This is a genomic window from Mycoplasma sp. NEAQ87857 (genome assembly GCF_009792315.1).
Classification (GTDB): Bacteria; Bacillota_I; Bacilli_A; order Mycoplasmatales; family Metamycoplasmataceae; genus Mycoplasmopsis.
Genome location: NZ_CP045542.1, coordinates 347,771 through 373,531 on the forward strand (window position 1 = coordinate 347,771; position 25,761 = coordinate 373,531).

Here is a 25,761-nt window from a genome sequence, read left to right on the forward strand (position 1 = left end):
TTAATGTAATTTCAATTTAATATTGAATTTATCGAATGAAGTTGTTAAACCACTACCAGTAGTGTCTTGACCTGCCTTGTTAAAATATTTTCCAGAAACAAATGATGCAGCAGCTACATATTCATTTATTGTTGTTCTATCTGTTGCTGCAAATCATGCATCAAAACCATTTATAACATTACTTTCAGTTATTGATGAACCCATTAATCAACTTTGATCTAATTTTCTTCATTTTAATTTATTATTTCCTACAGCAAAACTAAATAAGTGGTTTTTATCATTCATTTGTTCGGTTATATATTTAGTGAATTCAATAGCATCATCACCTTCATTATTAACGGTTAAAAATACCCCTCAACTAAATACAGAATTTAATCAGAAGAATCCGATATCAGATGTTTCTTTATTGTAGTATGAAATATAGTTAAGTTGTGTATACATTGTTAATGTACCGTTTAATTTATGACCATTTTCCATAACTGGATTACCATGGTCATCAACCCCTTCTAAAGGCATTTGGATAAATAAAGGTAATCAAAATTCATAATAATCTCCACTATTATCGTGTTTAAACTCAAGGTCAGGTTGTTGAGCTTTTCAGAAAAGCATTCTTTTTCCTTCAGAGTTTTTAGCTTGTCTTCATTTTAGACCTCTACCACCAATAACTCTATCTCCTCAAGAAATTTTAATTCTAAAGTTTGGGCTAGAAGTTGTTGTGTTGTCTGCAGGAGCATCAATATCTGCATCTACATCTTCTGAGAAGTATTGCAATCCTTGTTGAGAAGCATAAGCAGAACTATATTTAGAAAACGCTCCAACGAAGTTGGTTCCTGCAATAATGTTTGGTCATCCAGCTTTTGAAGCATTAAGTAAAGTTTTTGTCTTGAAGTTACTTACTCCATTATTAAACTCTAAGAAATCACTTGTAACTGTAGCAAACTGTTGAGTTTTGAATAATACTCTAATGTCATTAAAGTCTAAACTAAATGAGTCAATGTTTTTGAATGTGCTGTTTGGATCTGTATTAGTAAAGACAAATTTTAAATTAAATTGACTTTCTTTATATGAAGTATCTGATTGGAATGAATTAACAACAAAATCAGTTGCTGAAGGATCTTTTACTAAATAAACTTTAACATTATCTAAGTTATATACGTTATTCCCTTTAACAATGTTGAATTTACTAAATAAATCTAAGATACTACTTTGATTATTTAATAAAATAGCATCTTTACCTTCGATAGTTGTTTTTTGTCCAACTAATGCATCTACTTTCTCTTTAAAGTCATCTGCAAGTGTTGAATCTAAAGGAGTAATATCATTGAAGTGTTCACTAATATAGTTAAAGAATAATAATTGGTTAGTTTTAATAGTTACTCATTTAGTAATATTAGAAGCTTTATTAATTAAACGATTAATGTTATCAATCGCAATTCTAATTTGAGGTTTTTGATTTAATAATTGATTTACTGCATTTAAAGTTGTAGTAATATCATCTGCTAATACTTTATAACTAGTTAATCCTTCATTAAATGGGTTAGTATTTGAAGGATTAACATCTACTGATGGATTATGTGAGAATAAAGTAATAAGATCAGTTAAATTAGTTTTTGAATTTACATATGTAGTTAACACATCTTTAATACTATGTTCGCTAATTGAGTTATTAGTATTATTTAAGATTAAATGAGTAATGCTTTCTTGAACTGCGACATAGTTATTAGCTAAATTATCAAAATTAGTAATTTTAGCAGCTCTAGCATTTTTAATTGTTTCTGTTAATGCTTCATTGTAATTAATATCTTCATTATCAATAATAAAATCATCAATATTTGCTGATTCATAAGTATTGATTTTAGCATTGGTTTCATTAATTAATTGTTGTACTTGATTTAATACACCTAAAGCTTGTAAATTATCATATAAAGTAGGAACATCATCAGTTTTAGTAACTAATTGTTTTTTAAGATAGCTAAATCTAGTTTTAGCTTGAGCTAAATCAGATTTAATATCATTAGTAAAACTTTGGTATACACCTTGAAGATCTAATAATTTAACTTTGTAGTTATTATTAATAAAGTTTTTATAATCTGCTTTATCTTCTGAAGTTGGTTGAGTATCAATTAAGGTTTTAGCTTTATCTAACATAGTTTTTAAAGCTTGGATTTGACTATTAGAAATATTTAAATACTCTTTTAATAATGCAACATTATTATTAGTTGTACTTGTAAAGTATTGGTAGTATAAATCTAATTTATTGTATAAAGCATTAAGTTGATTTTGTTCATAAACAAATAATTTCTCAATTTGCTCATTATAAACTTTTAAAGCGTTAGTTATTTTAGTTTGATATACAACAATACTATTAGCATTAGTTAAATCAGTTGAGTAATTATCAAAAGTAGTAATAGTATCTGCTTGATAATTAGCTAATAATGGTGTATGAGTACCTGTGTAGTTATTTGTTATAAAGTTATAAAGATTATTAGTTGAATTAACAAAGTTAACTACTTCTTTTTGTTTAGTATTTAATAATTGTTCATATTTAGCTACCAATCTTCTAGCAAGTGATTTTTTAGTTAATTCATTATGATTTGGATCAACTAAAGCATCATTAGCACTAGCTGCTAGAGCTTTTAAATTATCAAATAATAACTTCATAGCAGGAGTTTCAGTAGCATAATAAGCACTATTATTTAATAAATCTAAGTATGGTTGAACTAATTTTAATTTAGCTACTAAATCTAAAGAATTAGCTTTAGCTTGATTATAACTATTAGCATTATCTCCAATTAGATATTCATTTAATAAATTAACATATCCATCTTCATTATCATATTGACTTTGAGTTGATAATTCTTTTACTTTTTTTAGAATATTAGCTAAAGGAACTTTTTGAGCTTCAGTTAATACATTATCTGTAGTTCCAGAAGTAGGAATAGCTGCAAGATCTGCTTCTTTTTGAGCTATACCGATAACTAAATTAATATAAGAAGTTAATTTTTGAATCTTAGAAGTAATTCCATTTAAAGTAATAGAGTTAATGTTTTGGTAAAAACTATCTTGACCTGTAGCTATTAAAGTATTTAATTCGCTAATAGTACTTGATACATTACTATTTGAAGCATATTTTTGGGTTTCACTATCATTGATTTTAACTAAAGCGTTTTTAATTGCGTTGTTTAATTCTAAATAAACATTAGCAACATCGTGATATTTTGATACTTCATTAAAAATCATTGCTATATCATGCTCAGTTGCTGCATCTTTTAATAATTCTAATTGCTTACTATAAAAAGCATTAAGTTTATTAATGATAATGGTATTATCACCATTTGAATTATTAATGTTTTGTAATTCTAAAGTTTTAAATCCAATATTTGAAAGAATTTTATCTAAAGCTTCTTTTCTAGCTTGATAAATAGCTTTAGTAGATAAATACTCGCTATCAAGATTTCTTGAGATAGTTCTTAAATTGGTTTCATTAGTATATCCTGGAATAGAATGCATGATCACATCTGCAAGATCTTTAGCATCTTTAGTATATCCATAAGGAGCAATGTCTGCAGGTACATTTTGATTAATGGTTGCTTGGTCAGCTATTTTACTTGCTTGATTATTTAATAAATCTTGAGTTTGAATTAAATCAATTTTAATTAATTGTAAAGTATCTAAAGTCGCATCAGTCGCTTCAGATTTTGTTACAAGAGCATTAATAAATTCTTGCATTTTGGCTTTAGCATCTGCAGGAGTAGCGTATTTATCTGTACCAGTAGGGTAAGTGATAGCTTTTAATAAATCATTAGCTTTAGTAGTTTCTTCTTTAACTGCTGAAGCAATAGTTAATTTATTAGATAAATCAGTTAGCTTGTTTTGAGAAATTACAATATTAGGATATTTTGAGATATTTCCATAAATACTTTGAGCATCAGTAATTGATTCGTTAAGTTCATTGATCAATCTAGTTTCTAAAGCTGAAGGATTAGTTATAGCAGCAATTTGATCTTGATCATTTTTAACGGTTTTAGCTAAATCTAAAATGTTATTAGCATTTTTATTAATTTCTTGGATTTGAGATTCTACAGCTTTAAGTTTTGCTTTAGATCCAGGGCCTTCTTGAATTTGATTAACTTCAGCTTTTAATTGATCTAATAATCCATTAACCCCTGAAATTGCTTGTTTAGCATTTTGATCTTGAGTATTTGGATCAAATAATTGATCAAATTTAGTTCTTGTATTTTCAATCGCTTGAAGTTTATTGTTTTTAACTTCTTCAAACGAGAATGAATTATCTAATGCATCAGATAATTCACTAGTGATATTTGAAATATCTGAAATTGAAGCATCTTTAGTAGGGATTGAATCAGCTAAAGATTCTGCAAGTAAATCAGGATGAATTTTTGATCCTGGTTTAGCTAAGGTATTAATACGATCAGTAGTTTCTTTTTGTTTATTGATTAATTCTTGAAGTTCATTTAATTTTTGAATGTTGTTTTGAACTGGAATTAAATCATTTACATTATCATAACTATTAACACCATTTAAAAGATCATTAATTAAATCTTGCATCTTAGTTTTAGTTGCATTAATGTGACTGTTTGCTTGTTCATTAGCATCAGCATTATTAAATTGATTTAAAGTATTTAATGCTTTTTGAGCTTTAGCGTTAAAGACATCTTTGTTATAAGCAAGATTAATTTGTTTTTGGATTTTATCTAAATCATCAAAAGTAGTAGAAGGTTGATCTTTAATTGCATCAAATTGAGCTAAAAGTTTATTAATTTCAAGATTATTATCATTTGAATTAACTCCCATAGCAGTCAATTTAGCTTTTAAATCATTTATCTTAGTATCAATATCATTCTTTTGATCATTGTATTTTTTAACTAAGTTATCTTTATCTTGTTCTAATTGAGTAGCTAAATTATTAAGTTTATTAATTGCGTCATCAATTCTATGTTTTGAAGAATTAGGATTTTCTAAAACTTTTTGGTATTTATCATATTCAGCTAAAGCGTCAGCATCAACTTTGTTAAAAATAGCTCTAGTTTCATTGTTTGGTGTATCTTTTTGGTTTTTAATTACACTATCTACATTAGCTAAAGCATCTGTAAGATCTTGTTCTGTTTGAACTTTATTTAATCCTTTATCTAAATCTTTAATAGTTTTATTAATTGCATCTAAAGATTGATTTGGATCTAAGTTTGCTGGAATAGAATCTTTTAAGATATCTTGAAGTTTATTATAAGCAATAGGATATTTATCTTTATCTACAGTATTTAATTTCTTAGCAACTGAAGCATCTTTAGCTAAAAGATTTTTATATTTAGCCATTTGTTTAACTAAATTGTTAATGCTTTGAGTATAAGCTTCTTTTTGATCTGGATGACTAGCAGCTTCAGCTTCTAGTTGAGCTTTTTGATTTAAAATATCTTGAATCTTAGAATTTAAATTAGCAATTACTGGATCATTATTAGGATTATCAACAATTAATCCTTCTATTTCTTTACTAATAGCATTTAATTGAGCTTTAGCAACTTCTTGATTTAAAGTTAAAGTAGCAGCAAGAGCTTCTTGGGTTTTTGCTTGATATTCTGCATTTGAAGTAATTTCTGGTTCATTTAAATTATCAAAGAAGTTTTGTAGTTCTTCTGCTTTAGCTTTAGCATCAGCAATTACATTTGCAGGTAAAACTCCTAGATCTACAGTATTGATAACATTATCAATACTTTTTGATAATTTAGTTTTAGCAACATCAAATTCTGTAGCACTAGGAATAGTATCTTTAAGTTTATTGATTTGATCAATAATTTTATCAGTATATTCTTTAGTTTGATTTGAATCTAATCCACTAGGAACGTTGTTTAATTGATTTTTTAACTGATTAATCTTTTGATCTAATTTAGCTTTAATTCCTAATTCAATTCCATCTTTTTGAGCTTCAGCCACTGCTTTATCTAATTCTAAATTAACTACTTCAATTAATTGATTTGAAGTTACATCTTTAGTTTGTTCTTGAAGTGATTTAGTTTTATTAGTTAATTGTTGGTAAATATCATCAACATCATGAGTTAAAGGTTGATCAATTGCAGCTAAAGCATTTTTAACTAATTGATCAATTTGGTTAATATCATTAGCAAATAAAATATTAGTATCAGGGTTAGAGCTAACATCTGCAATTACATTTTTAGATTGATTAACTTGTTTTTCTAAAGCTAATAAGCTTGGAGCTTTAGCTAAATATTGATTAGATTTATTAATTAAAGTAGCTATTTCAGCTTCTTTTTGATCAACTGATTTAGTATTATCATTAGCAATAATATTAATAGCTTTAGCTATTTCACCATTTTTTTGTAATAATGATTTATAACTTAAACTATCTTGATCTTGGTTAAATAAATTATTTAATGATTGATTATTAGCGTTTAAATTACTAATAGCTTTATTAGTAGCAATATTGGTTCTTGCATCAATTTTTAATTGAATTAATAATTGTAATAAAACTTGCATTTGATTTCTAGTAGCTGTTGAAAAAGCACTTACATAACTATCTGCAAGTTGTTTAAAACTATTAAATTTAGTTAAATAGCTACTATCTAAGTATTTAGCATCTTGAGTATTGGTTAATGAACTAAAATCAGCTACTAAATAAGCTAATTCATACTTATTAATTTGACGTAAGATTTCTGCATATTTTAAAGCAGCATTATCTAAATCAAAACTATTTAGTTTTGATGATAAATCTAAAGTAATATCTTCTAGAGTTTTATTTAATTGATTAATTTGATCAGCTGTAAGATCAAAACTTAATCTATTATCTAATGAATAATTAATTTGCATTTTAATTTCTTGTAATAAAGATTTAAATGCTTGGTTATTAGCTATTTCAGCATCAATTTGTTGATTTAAAGTTGAAATTTGATTAAAGAAACTAAAAGCATTAGTGCTATTAAGTTCTAATTTATTTTGACTTAAATTAGCAACATTTTCTTTTAATTGATTGATTTTTTGTTCTGAGATATCTTGATTTGATAGATTTTTTAATCTAATGTTTAAAGCTGTAAGTAATTGTTCATTTGATCTAAAGACAACAAAAGATAGTGCTTGATCTAGCACTTGGTTTAGTTTTAATTGTTTGTCTAATTTAAATGATTTAATTAATTGATCAATGTTAGCATTATCATAGTTTTTATTTGGAATAAATTGATTGATAAAAGTTTCTAGTGCTTTATTATCAAATTTAGCATTAGCAACTAATAATGATGTTTTAGAAATAAATTCTGTTAAGTTTTGGACTAATGGTAAATTAGCTTCTAAAGTAATTTGATAATCAATGTCGTTAGTTAAAACATTTTCTAATTGACTAACAAAATCTAAAATAGTGTTTTTATCATTTTGACTAATAGCACTAGAGTTAATTGCTTTAGATAAGTTTCTAATTGAATTAATTAAACTAGTTGTATCATTGAAATTTTGTCCTTCATTTGATTTAACTTGGTTAAAGATTTTAGCTAATTCCATTCAATAGTCATTAGATATTTCATCTTGATTGTAAGTTTTAAGAATTAAATCACTTAATTCTTTTAATCTTAAACTTTTAAAAACAATTGAATGATTATTAACTGCATTATGATATTGACTATTAACTAAATAAACTTCAGTAAGTAAATCAATGGTTAAACTATTTTGTTGTTCAATTAGTTTATTAACTTGATTACTAAAAGTTGCATTATCAATTAAACCTTTATCAAATTTAGTTTTAATTGAATTAAATTCATTTTTTAAATCATGAAATTTAATTGCTTTAGCTCATTGATCAACAACAGAATTTACTGCAGTTGGTGTATTGTGAAATTGATAGTTTAATAACTTGTTTTCAATCTCTTGATTAAGTTGAATCATCTTAGTAGTAGAACTACGATATTCATTAGAATCAATTAATTGATTAATTAAGTTCTTATCATTTTTTAATTGATTAGCAAATGAACTAAATCCAGGATTATTTTCATTTTGTTTAATGAACTTATCAATTACATCTAACTTAGCATGAAGAGCTTTGTAAATAGTGTTATCAAAATACTCTTTTTTAGCAACTGGTTCTACTTTGGTTTCTTTAGTTTGATTTAGGTATTTATTAAGTAAAATACCAGCAGTGGTTGAACCACCTATTAAAGCTAAAGCAGCTACCCCTCCAATTATTATTTTTTTATTATTCTTGGTCATAATTTCTCCTTTAATGTGAGATATGAAATTTTTTCATATTAGACTTAATATATATATATATATATATTAACCTATATTTATATTTAATATATTTCTTATTATAATTTAATCCAATTAAATGAAAAACTTTTTTACATTTCATAAAAAAATTTAAATAAATTATTCATATTTATGAAATTTTGATATAAATATTTATCAAGAAATAAAAAATAAATTTGCACAAAATGCAAATATGAAAAACAGATCATAAAAAAACCAAAAAGTTATTTTTATCCTACTATCAGTGGTTAGAAATTGCTTTTTTTATTTTGCAGAATAAGTTTTTATAGTGTAAATCACAGCTCTAATTATTGACTTTTATGTGAATAATTTTATATATTGACTATTAAAGTATGGATGAATAAAACTTTTATCGATATATATATATATATATATATTGCATTCAATAAGTTATATAATTAATAATGAATCATATAAAAATGATTCCATAGAATTGATTTATGGAGATTATTATGAAAAAGATGAAAAAAGTTTTAACCTATTCTAGTCCTTTAGCGATAGCTATTGCTACTAGTGTACTAGCAGTTAGTGCTAGTGACAACACAGGTGTAAGTGTAAACACAAATACCAATGTACAAAGTTCAAAATATGTTTTATTTGATTTTGAAATAACTAGAGGAACTGATCATGATTATGATTGAGTTGAAAGTCCAATAGTTCCTTATTTAGAGATTGATAATGTACCACTTTTTGATGTTAAGAAACAAACTAATCTGTTATTTAATGTTAATGATGTGGTTTTTGAATCTAGAATTCCTATTGAAGGATTTAGTTTTGATCAAACTAAAATTACTAACGGATTAACTGGTATTGCTTTAAATGATTATTTTGAAGTAGATAATACTAATGGTCCAAATGGATCGGGCAATCCTAGTGATTCGAATAATAAAACTAAAATATATAAATGAGAAAAACCAACCATTGTAAGTGCAATGTATGATGCAAATACTCATACAGTTAAAGTTAAATTAACCACTAAAGTTAGTGATGCTTATAAAAAAGCATTTAACAATTACTATGGTAACAAACAAGAATTACAAGCTAATTTAGAATTAATGAAACGAATTGGTGGAGATTTATTTCCGTTTTATGAATTACCAAACAACATTAATGAAGTTAATATTAACGATTATTTAACTAGTAAGAATTTTGATAGTAGCGATTCATATAATCGTTTTTATCCTTACAACGATAAAGACTCAAGCGAAATTAATAAATGAAATCAAGAGTTTTTAAAAATCCTTCAAACTAATTATGTGTCAATTTATGGTGATCAAGCAAATAGATTTGGTCCTGGAAGTAGTACAAGAGAAGATGATTATTCAACCTTAGCTTTAAAATTACAAATTTTACTTAACCAAGTAAAAACTAAGATTTCTTCAGTTCTTGTAGGTAAAAATAATGCTAAGTTAAACTTATTAGTAAGAAACTTAAACTATGTTCCATTAACTATTTTTAGACAAGTACAACAAGCTAGAAAAGATTATGCTAGTTTATATAACAGTAGTCTTTCAGATATTGCAGATTTAACTGTAGGTAATAGATGAAATGCTAATGTTGTATATAACTTAATGAAGGTAACTAATCCAAATAACAATACCAGCTTTAGTTTTGCTAAATTTAGACGTTTAGTTACTGATGCTGTTGTTAGAAATAATTTACTTTCAAAAATGCTAGATGTTCAAAAACTAGCACTTGATAACTATAAAACTAGTGCTTTATATACTCATGCAACTAATAAAGAACAATTTGATGCTATTTTAGATAATTCTTTTAAATACATTCAAAAAGGTGTAAATAACACTAGAGGTACAGATTTAGCTGCAACTGCAGATTTAAAAGAAATTGAAAAAATCTATGAAGAAGTTAAAAATTCAATTTACATTTTAGAAAATGATTTTAGTTCTCAAATTAAACAAATTGGTTTGTTAAAAAACATTGATGAATCAGTTAAAACTAATGCATTAAATTATATTGAACAAAATTATGATGAAATTAATGAAAATAAAATTGTATCTAACAAATACTTTAACAACATTCTTGAATACAATAAGTTATCAAGAAATTTAGAAGAATTACTTAATTTCATTAACAAAAATGTTAAACATAGTTTTATTTATTTAAATGGTGCAGATAACATCAATGACTTAAATGAAGCAATTGATAGTGTCTTATTAGCTAAGGATTTAATTAAAACTAACTTTACTAAAGATTTAGATGCTAATGAAATAGTTACAGTTTTAGGAACTCAAGATGCTTACAATGATAATCGTACTTATATTGAGAGACTTAAAATTTTAACTAACAACCTTTATAATGCAACCATTAATTTAACTAGCGGAATTTATCCATTAAATAAAGATGCTTGAAAAGGGATATTAACTGATTCTCAAATTGAATATTTAACTAAATTATATTTACAAGCACCTAGTGAAAATACTATTACTGAGATTAATACTGAAGGTGATGCATTAGCTGAAAAAATGAAAGAATTAAAAGCATTAGTTGTAAAAGCTAATGACATAATGTCTAATCCTAACAATGACAATAATTTTAATTATGTATATTCAACCCCAATTGAAAAAACCTTATTTGAAACAAGTTTAAAAAACATTAATTCATATTTAGAAAATAAAAACTCTTTATACAAAAATGCTACAGAAATTAGTAAATTTATTGCTGATTTACAATTTGCTATTTCAAAATTAAACGGAAATACAGAATTTAAACAATCTACTATTGATTGAGTTAATAAATTAATTAACTTAAATCAAGCTCAAAAAGATGCTTTAAAAGCAGATATTAATAACCAAACAACTACCAAACAAGTAATTGAAATTAGACAAACTGGGTTAAAACTTAATGATGCAATGAGTAATTTAAAACAACTTTATACTACTTATACATCAAGAAAAGCAAACAAAGTTTACTATCGTTCTACCCAAGAAGCTAAAGCTAACTTTGATAAATACAAATTAGAAGCTGAAGCATTATTTAATAATAATTCTAATTTATCACTATATCAATTAGAAACTTTAACCAATGCATTAACTAATGCATATAATAAATTAGTTAATGATCAAATTGCACAACTTAAAATTACAACTGATGCAGTTTTAAGTCAATTTACTTATTTATCAGATAATATCATTCAAACCTTTAGAGATCAAATCTTATCTCAAACTGATAGTGAAATTATTAATGAAATTGAATACAATGCTAGAATTTTAAATAACAAATACCAATTATTAAAACAAGTAATTACTCGTATTGATCACATTAAAACCACAAGTATTTATCGTGATTCAGACCAACAATATAAAGATGATTTAAATCAAATCTTAAACACTTTGACATCAAATGATTCAATCTTTAAAAATGATAAAGGTTTAAGTTTAAGTACTACTGATGTTGATTTATTAATCAACTCATTAGCAAATGCTAGTTTTAACTTAAACGGAAACCCTCAAATTCACAGTCTCCAATATCGTGGAATCAATTATCTTCAAACCTTAAACCTTTTAAATACTAACCAAAGAAGTATTTTCTATACTTTAATCAGAACCGAAAGTGATCCTTTAAAACTTTCAATTTCTAATAATGGTTCATTATTAGTTCAAGCTAATAATGTAGGTTCTTTAATGAATAGTTTAAATGTTGCTTTAAACCTTGCTTTAATTAATAATAAAATCCCAAGTAGTACTAATTTTAGATTCTCAAGCAACGAAGCTAAAACTGAATTTATTACTACCATTAACAAAATCCAAAAACTATTTAATGCTAATTTCTTAACTGACATTATTGATGTTAATCAATTACAAAGCTTATTAGATAGCTTAAATACTTCTAAAGATGTATTAATTGAAAAAGCTCAAGCTAACATTCAATCAGTTAAAGATCAAGCAGCCAAAGCACAAAGCATTTTAGGTGCTAATAATATTGAAGCAGTTAAAAAAGTTATTTTAAACGTTAATAGTTTTGATGAAGTTAAAAACATTGTTGCTATAGTTCAATCAATTGTTAATAAAATTGTTTTACTGAAAGAAAAGATTCATCAAATTTATCCAAATGGTATTCCAAACCAAGAAGAATCAAATAACATTATTCTTTCTAATAAATTATTAGAAATTCAAAACTTTATTACATCTTTAAGTAATAATAATGCTTTTGCATCTTATTTCTCAATTATTAACTTAGACAATTCTTTAAAACAACTAGTTGCAAGTATTCAACTTATTGATCAATTAAATGATCCATTTAAAAATACTTTTATAAGCACTATTAAAAATAATAATATTCTAAGTCTAATTGAAAAATCAATCTTTATTAATCAAATTCTTAGAGTTCCCAATGATTTACAAGAAACAGAAAAAACAGCAAAACTAAATGAAATACTTGCTCAAGCATTTGAACGTACTAAACAAATAGCAAGTTTAAGTATTCAAGATAGCAATAACTCAATTTATTCTTCATTATCAACTGCAATAGTTAATTTCTTTGTTGGAGAAATTAATAAATTATCATTTAATGCTTCAATGGATCAATTAACTAATATCAATACCATCTTAAACCAAGCTAAAACTATTAATTCTAATGTTTTTATTAATAAAAACATTATTAATAACACAGAATTATTCTCAACTAATATTAAGAATCATTTCTTTAATTTATATAACACTATTGACATAACTAATATTAGTTATGATAATTTAGTAATCAAAGTAAACGAATTAAATCAAGAGGTTAAAACTTTTGAATCTAACCTAAATGAATTAATCAATACATATAATTACAGAGCAGATACACAATACTCTTCAGCTTCTGAAAGTTCATTAAATAGTGGTTCAATAAATAATATAAATGGTATAGTTGGTACATTAGCTGTACCTAGTGATTCTAGTTTAAATGATGTACTTACAACTTCTAAAAGTATAGTTTCAAACCTAAAAAGTATTTCATTTGAAACAGTTAATGAAGCAATTAATAAATATTTATCTTTTAAAAATAAGATTTTAGAAGGCATTAAAGAAGATTACAAAAATTATTCTTGAAAAATATTTGAAAAAGATAATAATGTTTTTCCTTTAATAGCAACAACCAATAATAATGGAAATTCTAGCAGATATTCAGGATCAATTCACCCACCAACAGGTAATTATTTAAATAATATCCTTCCTTATCAAGGTGGTGTTCAAGTGGATTATAATTGATTTAGTAGCAAATATGTTGATGCAAGAAAATCAGAAATAGAAAAATTGACTAATGTTGAAGAGATTCAAGATAAAGCATTAGATAATTATGGTTTTATTCATGGTTTAGCTATAACACCATATTACGGAATTCCAACTGATAATTTTTCTTATGGTAATTCAAATAACGAGTATAAAGAAGCATCAAACTTATTTGGAGATCCATATAATATAAGTAAATCTTATGCATATTTATTTAACTTCTTATCTAATTTATTTACTTATGATAATCAAACTAAGGAGAATTATCCATTATATGCAAGTAATTTTCATGGTACAAACCCAACTGTAGATCCTCAAGTTAATCCATTAACAAAAGATACTTGAACATTCGGTAATTTTGATATAGCTAATAACAATGTTTACTATGGTGCTCAAATTTCTAAAACAGGTTATAATGGCATATTAAATATGTTAAAAGGTAGTGATTCAATTTTTGAATATGATGATTCTACTAAACAATTTAATCTAAAACCAAACATAAATTCTTTATCTCAAGTTTTAGATTTTACTTATAAATTTGCTAAGTATATTATTGAAAATAAAGGTTTTGTATCAAAAATACAAGACAGTTATTATAATGGTTTAAACAATCAATTATCTAAAGTAAAAACTGATGAAAGTGGTGATAATTATTCATATAATGAGGAATTAACTTTTGATAATGCTAAAATTTATCTTCCAGATACATTATTTGGTGATATCCCAAATTATAGTAATGGTATTTTTAATAATAATGATTGAAATAGAATTACTAACTATGCAACATTTATGGGATTTTTTACTAGTGGTCATCACTTTGAGTTTCCTGATTTAGTTAATGATAGTAATAAATCTATTTATATAAAAAATATAGATGATATTTATAAAAATACATCATTGAGCAATGCTCAAAAATTATCATTACTTGCAGGTTTTATAAATATTCCTTATGCAGGGGTTGCATCAGTAAAAATTGGTAACAATGATTCAGGTGGCTCTGATCAAGTTGTATGAAATGTAATTGATCCTCAATATGCAGTTATTAATAATAAATTATATTTTGTTAACAAATTTAATAATTTAGTTGGTGTTGGTCTTGGTGAAAAAAGAGATCGTTATCCTAACTCATTTAATGGTTGACAACAATATTTACAATATTGAAAAGAAAACAAAACTGGAAACAGTCCTGATAGTGATAAACCTATATATAGAAAATTAAATCTCAATGATGATTCAATATATTCTAAATGAAAAGATTTTGATTTTTACTTTAAAAACGGACTTTATAATTTAGATAATCTAAAAATTGGACTAAAAAATCTAAAAGAAAGTATTGAATCATCAGGAACAATTGATGCAAATTATACTTTTAAAAATTATGGATTAGGTTTTTATAACACTAGACTCATAACTCCATATTTCTGATTATATAAGCCTAAATTCCTTTTTGGTGATAATGGATTTTTATCTCCAGACGCATTTAATAACTCATCTCTAACTAGATATAGTGATGATTTAAATAGTTATAAAAAACCATCAGGTGTTAGTTTTGCTACAAATGCATTAACTATTTATAAAAGATCTAATAAATGAAAATTTGATATATATAAAGAAGCTAACATTTTATATGAGCCAGAACCACAACCTAGAAATAATCCATATGGTAATAGTGACAGAACCATCTATGATGTTCCACCTGTAAAATCTATTAAAGATATTGCAGAAATTTTAAATAGAATTAATGGTTTTGTGTATAAAGATCCAAATTCTGCTACAGCAAGTATTGAAGTAGTCAAACCTAATAGTATTAATAATGCAATGTTAGATTTATTAAAAGAAGTTTTTGTTAAAAACGTTACTATTAATAATTCATTCTTATTAAAAACTATTATTAATCAATTAAATAATGCATTTGATAGTTCTGATAAATTATTTAGAACTTATGCTGATGTATTAAAAACTAATAAATATATTTATGCTGATTTAGATCTTAAAAATAATTATGATAATTTAGTAGGTTTAAATCAACCACAAAACAATCTTGATAACTTAACACAATATATTAAACAACTTCAAACTACTATTTATAACCAAATTAAAGCTATTGTAGCTAAATATGCAAATAGTAATTTAGTTAGTGATCAAGATAAAGCAAATAAAGAAATCTTAGATACTTTTAATGCTGCTTCTAATAAGATTACATTATTAATTGAAGAAATTAATAATGCTTGATCATTCTTAAATGGTGATAAAAACTATGCTATTGAAAGAATTAATCAATCTAAATTCTTAACTCAAAACCAAAAATTAGCATTTATTGACTCATTAAGTTTAGTTAATAGTAAAAATGCTAATGCAAACAACGTAATTAGTGACATTTTAGATAAAGCACTAAGAAGTGCTAAAGATAATGTAGTTGCTCAAATTAACAATCCAAATAATATTGATTATTCATTTATTCCTAATAATTTAAAAACATTATTTAAAGAAGAATTAGAAAATGATCAAACCAGAGTTATTGGACCAATTGATGAACCAATTGATATCTTAACTACTAACTATCAAAACTTAGCTAATGAAATTATTAATAGTTTAAATACTGTAGATAATTTAAACTATATTGGTGATTATAAAAACGTTTATAAAGATCAAATTAGAGCAATTAATACTAATTCAATTAGTGAATTTAAGAAATTAGCAACACCTATTATTGATGCTGCTACTAATTTAAATACTGCATTTAAAGGATTAAATGAGAAATATAGTTATGCTTTAAGTCCTGAAATTACTGAAATCTTTAACGCTGCAACTACTGCAGGACAAGAAGAATTTAAAACAGTAATTGATAAAGTTAACCAAGTTCTAAAAACTCAAGATTCATCTTTACCTACTGTAGAAGCTATTGAAACTTCTAAACAAGAAATTCAAGATGCAATTGAAAAACTTAAGAGAGCTAAATTCTTAGAAGATAAGAATAAAGCAATTTTAAGAATTGGTGAAATGGAACACATTAATAATGATCTTAAAACCATTTTAATTAATAATATTAAAGATGCAAATGATGAAAAGACCTTTAATAATTACTTAACTTATGCAATTAACATTAATGGTTCTTATGGTAATTTAGAAGAAGTTGAAAAACTTGCAAACATTATCAAAAAAACTGATGCCTTTAAACTTGCTGATGAAGATAAAAAACAATTATTGAATAATATCTTAACTAACGTTAATACATTATTCTTAGATAAAGATAAACTAGGATACAATAATGATCTTCCTGGAGTTGATAAAATTACTGATCAATTAGCTAATGCAATTGCAGCAATTAATGGTGATAAAGAATTAAATAATAAAAAAGCTGAAGTATTAAGATTTATTAATAGCTTAAAATGAGTTAATGATAATCAAAGACGTACCTTTACTTTATTAATTAAAGCTGCTCAATCGGTAGCTATGTTGGATAATGAAAGTAGTTTAGAACCAGGATTAAAACAACAAGCTCGTATGGTTGATGATGATATGGGGGTTATTACTCAATATTTAGCTAACTTACCAACTGAATACAAACAAGAACCAAGAATAACTACTAAAAACTACTACTGAGCAGACAATGAACCTCAAAACAACTATAAAAATAGTTTAACTACTGCAACTAATATTACTAACAAAGTTACTGGAGAAGCTAATGTTGATCCTAATTCTGTAGCTATGATTAAAAATAATTTAATTAACTCTAAAGATAACTTAGATACTTCTGCAAGTTCTAATATTCAAGAAGTAAATACTAATATTAGAACCCTAGGTCATTTATCTGATGAAATTAAAACTAAATTATTAACTTTTGCTAACGCTCAACAAACTATTGATCAAGCAAGAATTATAGTTAAAGCTGCAATGAATCTAGATACTAGATATGGTGATTTTAGTGATTTATTTAAACAAGCAACTTTAAAACAAACAACTAAAGCATATGATGATTTAGATAATGCTCAAAAATCACAATATCAAATCGTTTATGCTGAAGCTTCAAACTTTGAACAAGATTTTAATACTAATGCAAGTTTTGATACCACTAATGATATTAATGCATCTTCAAGTGAAATTAGATTATTAAACAACAAGATTCGTATTATTTTAGCTTTAGTAGGTGCTAAAAATCCACTTAAAAAACAAGCAATTGAGCGTATTGCTGAATCTAATATTTTAACTCCTGATCAAAAGAACAATATTATTAACAATATCTCTAATTTACCTGATGATTCAGATACTTTAGCTTCTGATGTAGATAATATTGTTAATAACGCCTTTAACCAAGCTCAAACTAATGCTAAAGATAAAATTGCTACTTTACCAAATCTAACTCCTAGCCAAGTTGGTAAATTTAATGAAAAAATTGATCGCTCACCTTTAGAACCTACTGGTGGAGTTGGTAATAGTTTAGAAAAAATTGTTAATGTAGCAAATGACATTAACAATGATAGAACACTAGCAAATAATGCAATTGATAAAGCTAATAACTTAAACGATGCTCAAAAAGATAATCTTACTAAACAAGCAGAATCTATAGGTATTGGTACTGATGGATCAATTATTACTAACCCAGAAGATACTTCTGGTTTAGATAGAGCTAAAAATAAAGCTTTAGATATTGCAGATAATGCTAATGCTTTAGATAAAGATATGTCAGATCTTAAAAATAAAACTTTTGAGATTACTTCTCCTGCATTTAACAATGATTTAGCTAAAGCTTCAGAAGAAACTAAAGACATAGTAGCTAAAGCTAGAGATAATGCTTTAAACATTATTAATAAAGCTGGACCAGATGCTTCTAAAGAAGAAGTAAAAGATGCAATTAAACAAATTGATGATGCTATAGCTAAAGTTAAAGATGATCTTAAAACTCTTAACGCTGGAGGAACTATCCAAAACCGTAAAGATGCAGCTATAGATGAAATTAATGATCTTAAAAACATTGCTCCAGAAGTTAAAAAACAATTTACTGATGCTATTACTAATACCCAAGATCCTTTTGTAATTGCTAAAAACTTAAAAGATGCCAAAACTTTAGATAAAGATTATGGAGATTTATTCAAAGCAATCACTGATGCAAATAATGCTAAAGAAACACCTAATTATAAATTTGCTTCTCCTGAAGCTAAAGAAGCATTGGATAATGCTTTAGCAAAAACCAATAATCCTAGTGATCCAATTTTAAATAATGATAATTTAGGTATTAAAGATCAACCAAGTATTATTAATCCAATTGTTAAAGATTTAGAAAATGCTTTAAATGGATTAAATGGTAATAATATTCTTAAAGACGCTAAAAAAGACGCTTTAAAAGAATTGAATAACTTAAATAATTTAAACAATGCTCAAAAAGCAGATATTACTAAACAAATTAATGATGCTAATAGTATTGATGAATTAAATAATGTTGATCCAAATAATCCCGGAATCATTAATAAAGCAACTACTTTAAATGATAAAATGGCTGATTTAGATGGATATATTAATAAATTAGGTCCTGAATATACTTCTAATCCTATAACTGCAACTGCTTATAGTGAAGCTTCTAAAGAAGATAAAATTGCTTATGATGATGCTTTAAAAGCAGCTAAAGATTTAGTTGATAAACAAAATGGTGGAGCAATATTAGATCCTAATGAAGTTAAAAAAGTTCAAGATGATTTAACTAAAGCTAAAGACGCCTTAGATAAAAGTGCCTTTACTAATAATCCTAATGTCTTAAATGACATTAAAGAAGCTGCTAAAAATGCAATTAATAATTTAGAAAACCTTTCAGATCAAGACAAAGATCAATTAAATAAACAAATTGAAGCCTCAAATGATCCTGAAATGATTAATAACGTGCTAAATCCTGCAATTGATTTAGATAACAATGTTAAAAATCTAAAAGATGCAATTGGCAACACCGATAAATTAATTAATAGCAATAAATTCCAAAAAGCTTCTGAAGCTGAAAAAGCTAAAATTCAAGATGATTTAACTAAAGCTAAAGATGATTTAAATAATTTATTAACTAATCCTGATTTAACTACTGCAGATAAAATCAATAGTAGTAATGATTTAATTAATGATGATACTAATAAATTAAATGATAATGTTTTAGAATTTAAGAAAAATCATCCAAATATTACTATTAGTCCTGAAATTGCTAAGAAACTTAAAGACGATGCTATAGCTAGAGTCGAAGGATCAAATATTTTAAATCCTGGTCAAAAAGATTTAATTAAAGAAGCAATTAATTCATTAGCTGATGATTCAGAACTTCCTGATGCTATTGATGATGAATTAAATAAAGCTTTAGATACATCTAAAGCTAATGCCAATAATATTGTTGATAGTGTTAAAGATACTGTACCAAATGTTAATGAAGATACTTTAAATAAACTTAAAGATGAAATTAACAAAGTTAATCTTCCTTCTAAAGGTGTAATTGACAAAGAAATTGATCCTTTAATCAACAATGTTGATAAAGTGATTAAAACCGCTAAAGACTTAAAAGATCAAATTGATAATGATAACAACTTAAGTAATAAGCAAAAAGATGATCTTAAAGATCAATTAAACAATGATTTAGCTAACGCTTTAGATAGCAATAATGTTGATGATGCAGTTAATAACACTAAAGATAAAGTAAATAATGTCTTAAATGATATTAATAAAGCAATCAATCGGGTAGTTCCTGCAAAATACTTAAGTGATTTAGATAAATCTAATACTATTAATCAATTAAAAGACTTACCAATTGATAATAATTTAACTAATAACATTAATGACACATTAACTACAGCTTTAGATAAAGCTAAAGCTATTGTAGAAAATGATATTGATACTGGTAGTGATTTCAATGATTATTCAGCTAGTGATAAACAAACTTTAAAAGATAAAATTAAAGCAGTAACTTTAGCTCCTAGTGGAGTAATTACTGATCCAATTAATAACACTATTGATTCATTTAATCAAGGATTAGATGCATTAAAAGATCTTAAAAATGCTTTAGATCAAGACAATAATTTAACTAACGATCAAAAAGATGCTGTTATTAATGGAACTAAGGACAAAATTAATAATGTCATTAATCCTAATGCTACAGTAAATGATAATAAAAATGCAATTGATCAAGTAATTGATCAAGCAAAAAATGCTATTAATACCTTAAAAGATGTAACTAAAAGAATTGAACCCGCTACTTATTTAGATGATAATCAAAAAGCTAAAGCTATAGCAGATATTAATTCAATTCCAATTAATGATCAATTAGTTAATAATATTAATAAAGAATTAACTAAAGTATATGATCAAGCTAAAGATAATGCTAAAGATACTTTAGATAAATTAACTCCTAGCTTAACTAACCTTTTACCAAAAGATATCAATGCAATTAAAGATCAAATTGATCATTCAATGGTACCTAATGAAGGAGTGATTGATCAACCTTTAGTTAATATTATTGATAAATCTAAAGAAATTAATGATTTATTAAACAATGTTAATAAATCATTAGATGATTCATCATTAGATAAAGCAACTAAAGATAAAATCAAAAACCAAGTAGTTAATAAGTTAATTAACAATCTTAATAATCCAGATATTAATAATCAAATTGATGATATTAAACAAAACTTACCAAAAATTATTGATGGATTAAAAACCTTAAAAGATAATGTCAATAAAACTATTAACTCTATTCCTACTATAGATAAAAATGCTTCTGATGCTGCTAAAGATGCCTTTAATCAAGCCAAAGATAAATTAGATCAAGCATTAGATAATGCTAAAAAAGTTTTAGATTCAAAAGATCTACCAGATGTTAAGACAATTGATAATGCTAATAATGATTTAACTAAAGCGAAAGATGATTTAGATAAAACTTATGCTAAAACAATTATTGATCAATTAGATAAGCTCTCACCAAGCTTAAAACAAGATTTTAATAATAAAATTGATGCTGCAGATAATAATGATCAAATTCAAAACATCTTAAAACAAGCTAAAGATGCTAATGATTTATACAATGATTTATTTAACGCTATTAATAAAGCTAAAGATGCTAAAAAATCAAATAACTTCATTAACGCTTCTAAAGATTTAAAAGATAAATTAAATAATGATTTAGAAAGTTTATACAATAAACCTTTAGATTTAGTAGATAATGATAATTTAGGTATTAATCCTGATACAAGTTTAATTAATGATCAAATTACAAAACTTAACAATGATGTAAAAAACCTTAATGGAGATCAAAGATTAAAAGATGCTATTGATAATGGATTAAAAGTACTAGATCAATTAAAACACTTAAACGATAAACAAAAAGACTATCTTGAAGGTGAAATTAAATTCAGCAATGATGTTGATGTAATTAATAAAGCTACTAAAGATGCTAAAACCCTAGATGATTTAATGGAAAAATTAGCTATTGTAGTAGCTGATGATGATGAGTTAATTGATTCTCAAAGTGATTATTACATTAAAGCAATTAATAAAGATCAAGTAGATTTAAATCTACCAATAGCGAAAGAAATCTTATTAAAAGATAGTGCATATAATCCAGATGCTCAATTTATTCAAGATTTAATTAAAAAGATTACTCTTGGAGCAATTAAACCTGATTATTCATGATTATACTTATTGATTTTAACAACTATAGGTACAATGTTCTATTGAGTTGGTGCTTTATTATCAAAACTTAAACGCAAAAAGAATAAATAAGAATTAAAACCGCCATTTAGGCGGTTTTTTCTTGATATAATACAAACTATGAGATTAAGATATGATAGTACTGCTTTAACTAAATTAGAGCAATCACCTTATTATTTAACTAATTTTCCAATTACCTTAAAAGCAACTGATGTTGTAGAAATTGGTGCAGGTAAAGGAGAAATGATTAGTCAATTAGCTTTAAATAATCCTGATATAACTTATTATGCACTAGAAAAATATCCTACAGTAGCTAATAAGATTTTAAATAAAATTAAAGAGTTAAATTTAACTAATTTATATATAGTTACAATTGATGCTAGAGAGCTTTTAGAAGTTTTTAAAGGTCAAGTTAATACCTTATGATTAACTTTTTCTGACCCTTGACCTAAAAAACATCATGCTCGTAGAAGATTGACCTATAAGGACTTTTTAGCTTTATATCAAAAGCTATTAACTGAAGAAGGGAAGCTTTATTTTAAAACTGATAATGATAAGTTATTTGACTTTTCTATTGAGTCGTTAAATGAAAATAATTGAGAAATTTTAGATTTAACTAGAGATTTACATCAAAGTTCTTATAATCAAAATAACTACCAAACTGGTTATGAGAAAAAATGATCAAGCTTAGGAAAAAATATTAATTTCTTAATAGCAAAACCAAAAACATGAATAAAATAAACACAAAAATACAATAAAGGCACTTTATTGTATTTTTTTTTTTTTTTTTTGAAAAAATGTTTTTTGATTATTTCTAACTTATGCCTATATATAATAAATACATAAAATAAAGTAAAGGAAAAAAGTTATGAACAATAAGTATTTTGTTAAAATGAAAAGCTTGGTAACATTTGCAATTTTAGTATTTATTATGCAACTTGTTATTATAGTTGGATTTTATAAATTCAAAAATGCTCAAGGAGTTAATGTTGAATCTGGATTCTTTAAGTTTTATGTTTCATTAACATCAGTTTCATTACAACCAAAATTATTCTTTAAAAATTTAGGAAAACTTCTTGATGCCGCACCTGATACTAGCTACGTTGTATCAGTTATATTTGCAGTGTTATTCTTCTTATTTAATCTATTTTGCATCTTAACACTTATGTTAATTTTATCAATTAAAACCATTAAATGTTTATTCTGTAGAAATTGACTTGCATTTATTATCTTGATGGTTTTTGGAACACTTTTCAATATATTAGCAATTATTCAATATATTTATCCAGCAATTGTCAGCTTTAGTGAAACCACAACCTATAGCAAAGATATTGAAGCCATCCAAAAAGTTATTTATGACTTATTTGGTAAAAAAGGTCCAGAAGCAATGGTATGATTATTACTAATTGCCGAACTTAGTTTAATTATTGCTCCTGCAGCAGTAAACATTAAAGGAAGAAACAACAGTCTTTACATTCAATAAAATAGAAATTGAGATATTACTTAGTAACTAAGCATATCTCAATTTTTTTATATTGTTTGGTTTAGATTACTCTTTAATCTTTGTTGAATGTAAATTAATTTAACACTAGTTGCTCCTAAGTTTCCAAGTTTTAACAAAAAATACTAAAAAAGAGCATTTAAAACGATCTTTTTTTAACTTTTTCAAAATCTTACATTGTAATTTTAAATAAAACAATTGCTTAAAGTTTTGAAATAAGGAAATTAAATTCTGTATCTTATTTCAATAAAATATATTTTTTTGAAATAAGAGTGATAAAATTATATTAGTATTTCAAAAAAGAGGGTATTATGAACAACGAAAGAGCAGGAAAATGAAGTAAGCAATTATCAGGCGAAATGACTTATTATTCATTTCATCCATCAAAATTGCCACCTAAACCAGAAATAGAAATTGATGATGAGATGTATAATAAATTAATTCATGCTTATAAAGTTCTAGCAATATTAGATGATAGATCATCTTATATTCCTAATATGGACTTATTTATTTCAATGTATGTGCAAAAAGAAGCTTTATTATCTTCTCAAATTGAAGGTACTCAAGCAACTTTGGAAGATATTTTTGATTCCAATATCAGTCAAAACATTAATTTAGATGTAGATGAAGTAATTAATTATATTAAAGCTACTAATTATGCTATACAGAGATTGCAAACCTTTCCATTATGTAATAGGTTGCTTTTAGAAGTTCATAAAATATTACTTGATAATACTAGAGGTAAGGATAAACACCCAGGTGAATTTCGTAGAAGTCAAAATTGAATTGGTGGAGTTAATTCAACTATTAAAACTGCTAGATTTATACCACCAGATGTAAATTATATGAAACAAGCTTTATCTGATTTAGAAATATATATGAATAATGATGATCAATTGGATGATTTAATTAAGATTGCTTTAATTCATTATCAATTTGAAACAATTCATCCATTTTTAGATGACAATGGACGAATTGGAAGATTATTAATTGTTTTATACTTATTAGAAAAGAAAATTATTAAAGCACCTTCTTTATATATGTCATTTTACTTAAAACAACACAGAATTGAATATTATGATAGAATGACTACAATTAGACAAACAGGTGATTATGAGCAATGAATTAAGTTCTTTTTAGATGGTATTTATATTAGTGCTAAAAATGCAATTGAAACGATAGATGAACTAATCAAACTAAGAAATATTAATTTAACTAAAATCAATGATCAAAATTTTAATAAAAGAACTAAAGAAACTGCTATTAAAATTTTTAATTACCTAGAAGCTCATCCTGTTATAGATATTACTAAAACTGCAGCTGATTTATCTATTACTTATAATACTGCTTCTTCAGCTATAAATAAACTTAAAGATTTAGCTATTATTAAACTTAATAAAAATCAAGAAAGAAATAAAGTCTATAGCTACTATGAATATATAGAAATCTTAAAAGAAGGAACAGAAATTATACCTACAGAATAATAATTAAAAATAAAAATTGAGATATTACTTATAACTAAGCATATCTCAATTTTTTTATACTGTTTGATTTATATTTTCCTTATATCTTTGTTGGATGTAAATTAATTTAACCTTGTTTTCATCATCACTTAAAATCACATTCACAGTATCAAGAATCTGAAGTTCATTAAATTCACTTAATGGCATTTGGAATAATGGTTGTTGAACATTATGTGCATTTTCTAAAAAGGTATTAACTCCGATTCTATAATAGTTGTTTAAATTGATTTTAAATGGTAAATCAAACTCATTAGTGTATAAATTAATTCAGTTTTCTAAGTTATTGACATCAGAATCTTTATCAGTAGCAGTTACAAAGATTAAATCTTCATCTAAAAATAAAATTGGTAAGCAATATTTGCTTGTATCATTAGAGAAGTTTTCAACTCCATCTGCTAGCTGAGCATTCATTCGATGTAGATCAAATAATATTTTCTTGTCCATTGTTGCTCCAATTTATAAATAAATAATTTATAACAATGAACTAAAAATAAACTAATTTAACACAAAAATATTAAACTTATGCATTCTTTTACAAAAGATTAAAACGCAAGCG

General features: G+C 25.1%; 6 protein-coding genes. 4 read left to right on the forward strand and 2 right to left on the reverse strand.

The window, feature by feature from the left end; all coding sequences use genetic code 4:
- Positions 1-8,223: a hypothetical protein gene (locus GE118_RS01365; protein ID WP_158763667.1), complete on the reverse strand. Its 8,223-nt coding sequence runs from the start codon at positions 8,221-8,223 to the stop codon at positions 1-3.
- A 512-nt stretch (positions 8,224-8,735) separates the two neighbouring features.
- Between GE118_RS01365 and GE118_RS01370 the strand changes: the two genes are divergently transcribed.
- The 4 genes from GE118_RS01370 (at position 8,736) to GE118_RS01385 (ending at position 25,166) form a co-directional block, all read left to right on the forward strand.
- Positions 8,736-22,253 carry a GA module-containing protein gene (locus GE118_RS01370; RefSeq protein ID WP_158763668.1) on the forward strand — a complete coding sequence of 4,506 codons (13,518 nt, stop codon included), beginning with the start codon at positions 8,736-8,738 and terminating at the stop codon, positions 22,251-22,253.
- 48 nt (positions 22,254-22,301) lie between these two features.
- Positions 22,302-22,922 carry a tRNA (guanosine(46)-N7)-methyltransferase TrmB gene (gene trmB / locus GE118_RS01375; RefSeq protein ID WP_158763669.1) on the forward strand — a complete coding sequence of 207 codons (621 nt, stop codon included), beginning with the start codon at positions 22,302-22,304 and terminating at the stop codon, positions 22,920-22,922.
- Positions 22,923-23,073: 151 nt separating this feature from the next.
- Complete coding sequence (locus GE118_RS01380; RefSeq protein ID WP_158763670.1) at positions 23,074-23,664, forward strand: hypothetical protein; 591 nt, start codon at positions 23,074-23,076, stop codon at positions 23,662-23,664.
- Between the two features lie 329 nt (positions 23,665-23,993).
- Positions 23,994-25,166 carry a Fic family protein gene (locus tag GE118_RS01385; protein WP_158763671.1) on the forward strand — a complete coding sequence of 391 codons (1,173 nt, stop codon included), beginning with the start codon at positions 23,994-23,996 and terminating at the stop codon, positions 25,164-25,166.
- A gap of 54 nt (positions 25,167-25,220) precedes the next feature.
- Here GE118_RS01385 and GE118_RS01390 read toward each other — a convergent pair whose 3' ends face one another.
- On the reverse strand, positions 25,221-25,649 hold the full coding sequence (locus tag GE118_RS01390; RefSeq protein WP_158763672.1) for a hypothetical protein: 429 nt from the start codon (positions 25,647-25,649) through the stop codon (positions 25,221-25,223).
- Positions 25,650-25,761: the final 112 nt, after the last annotated feature.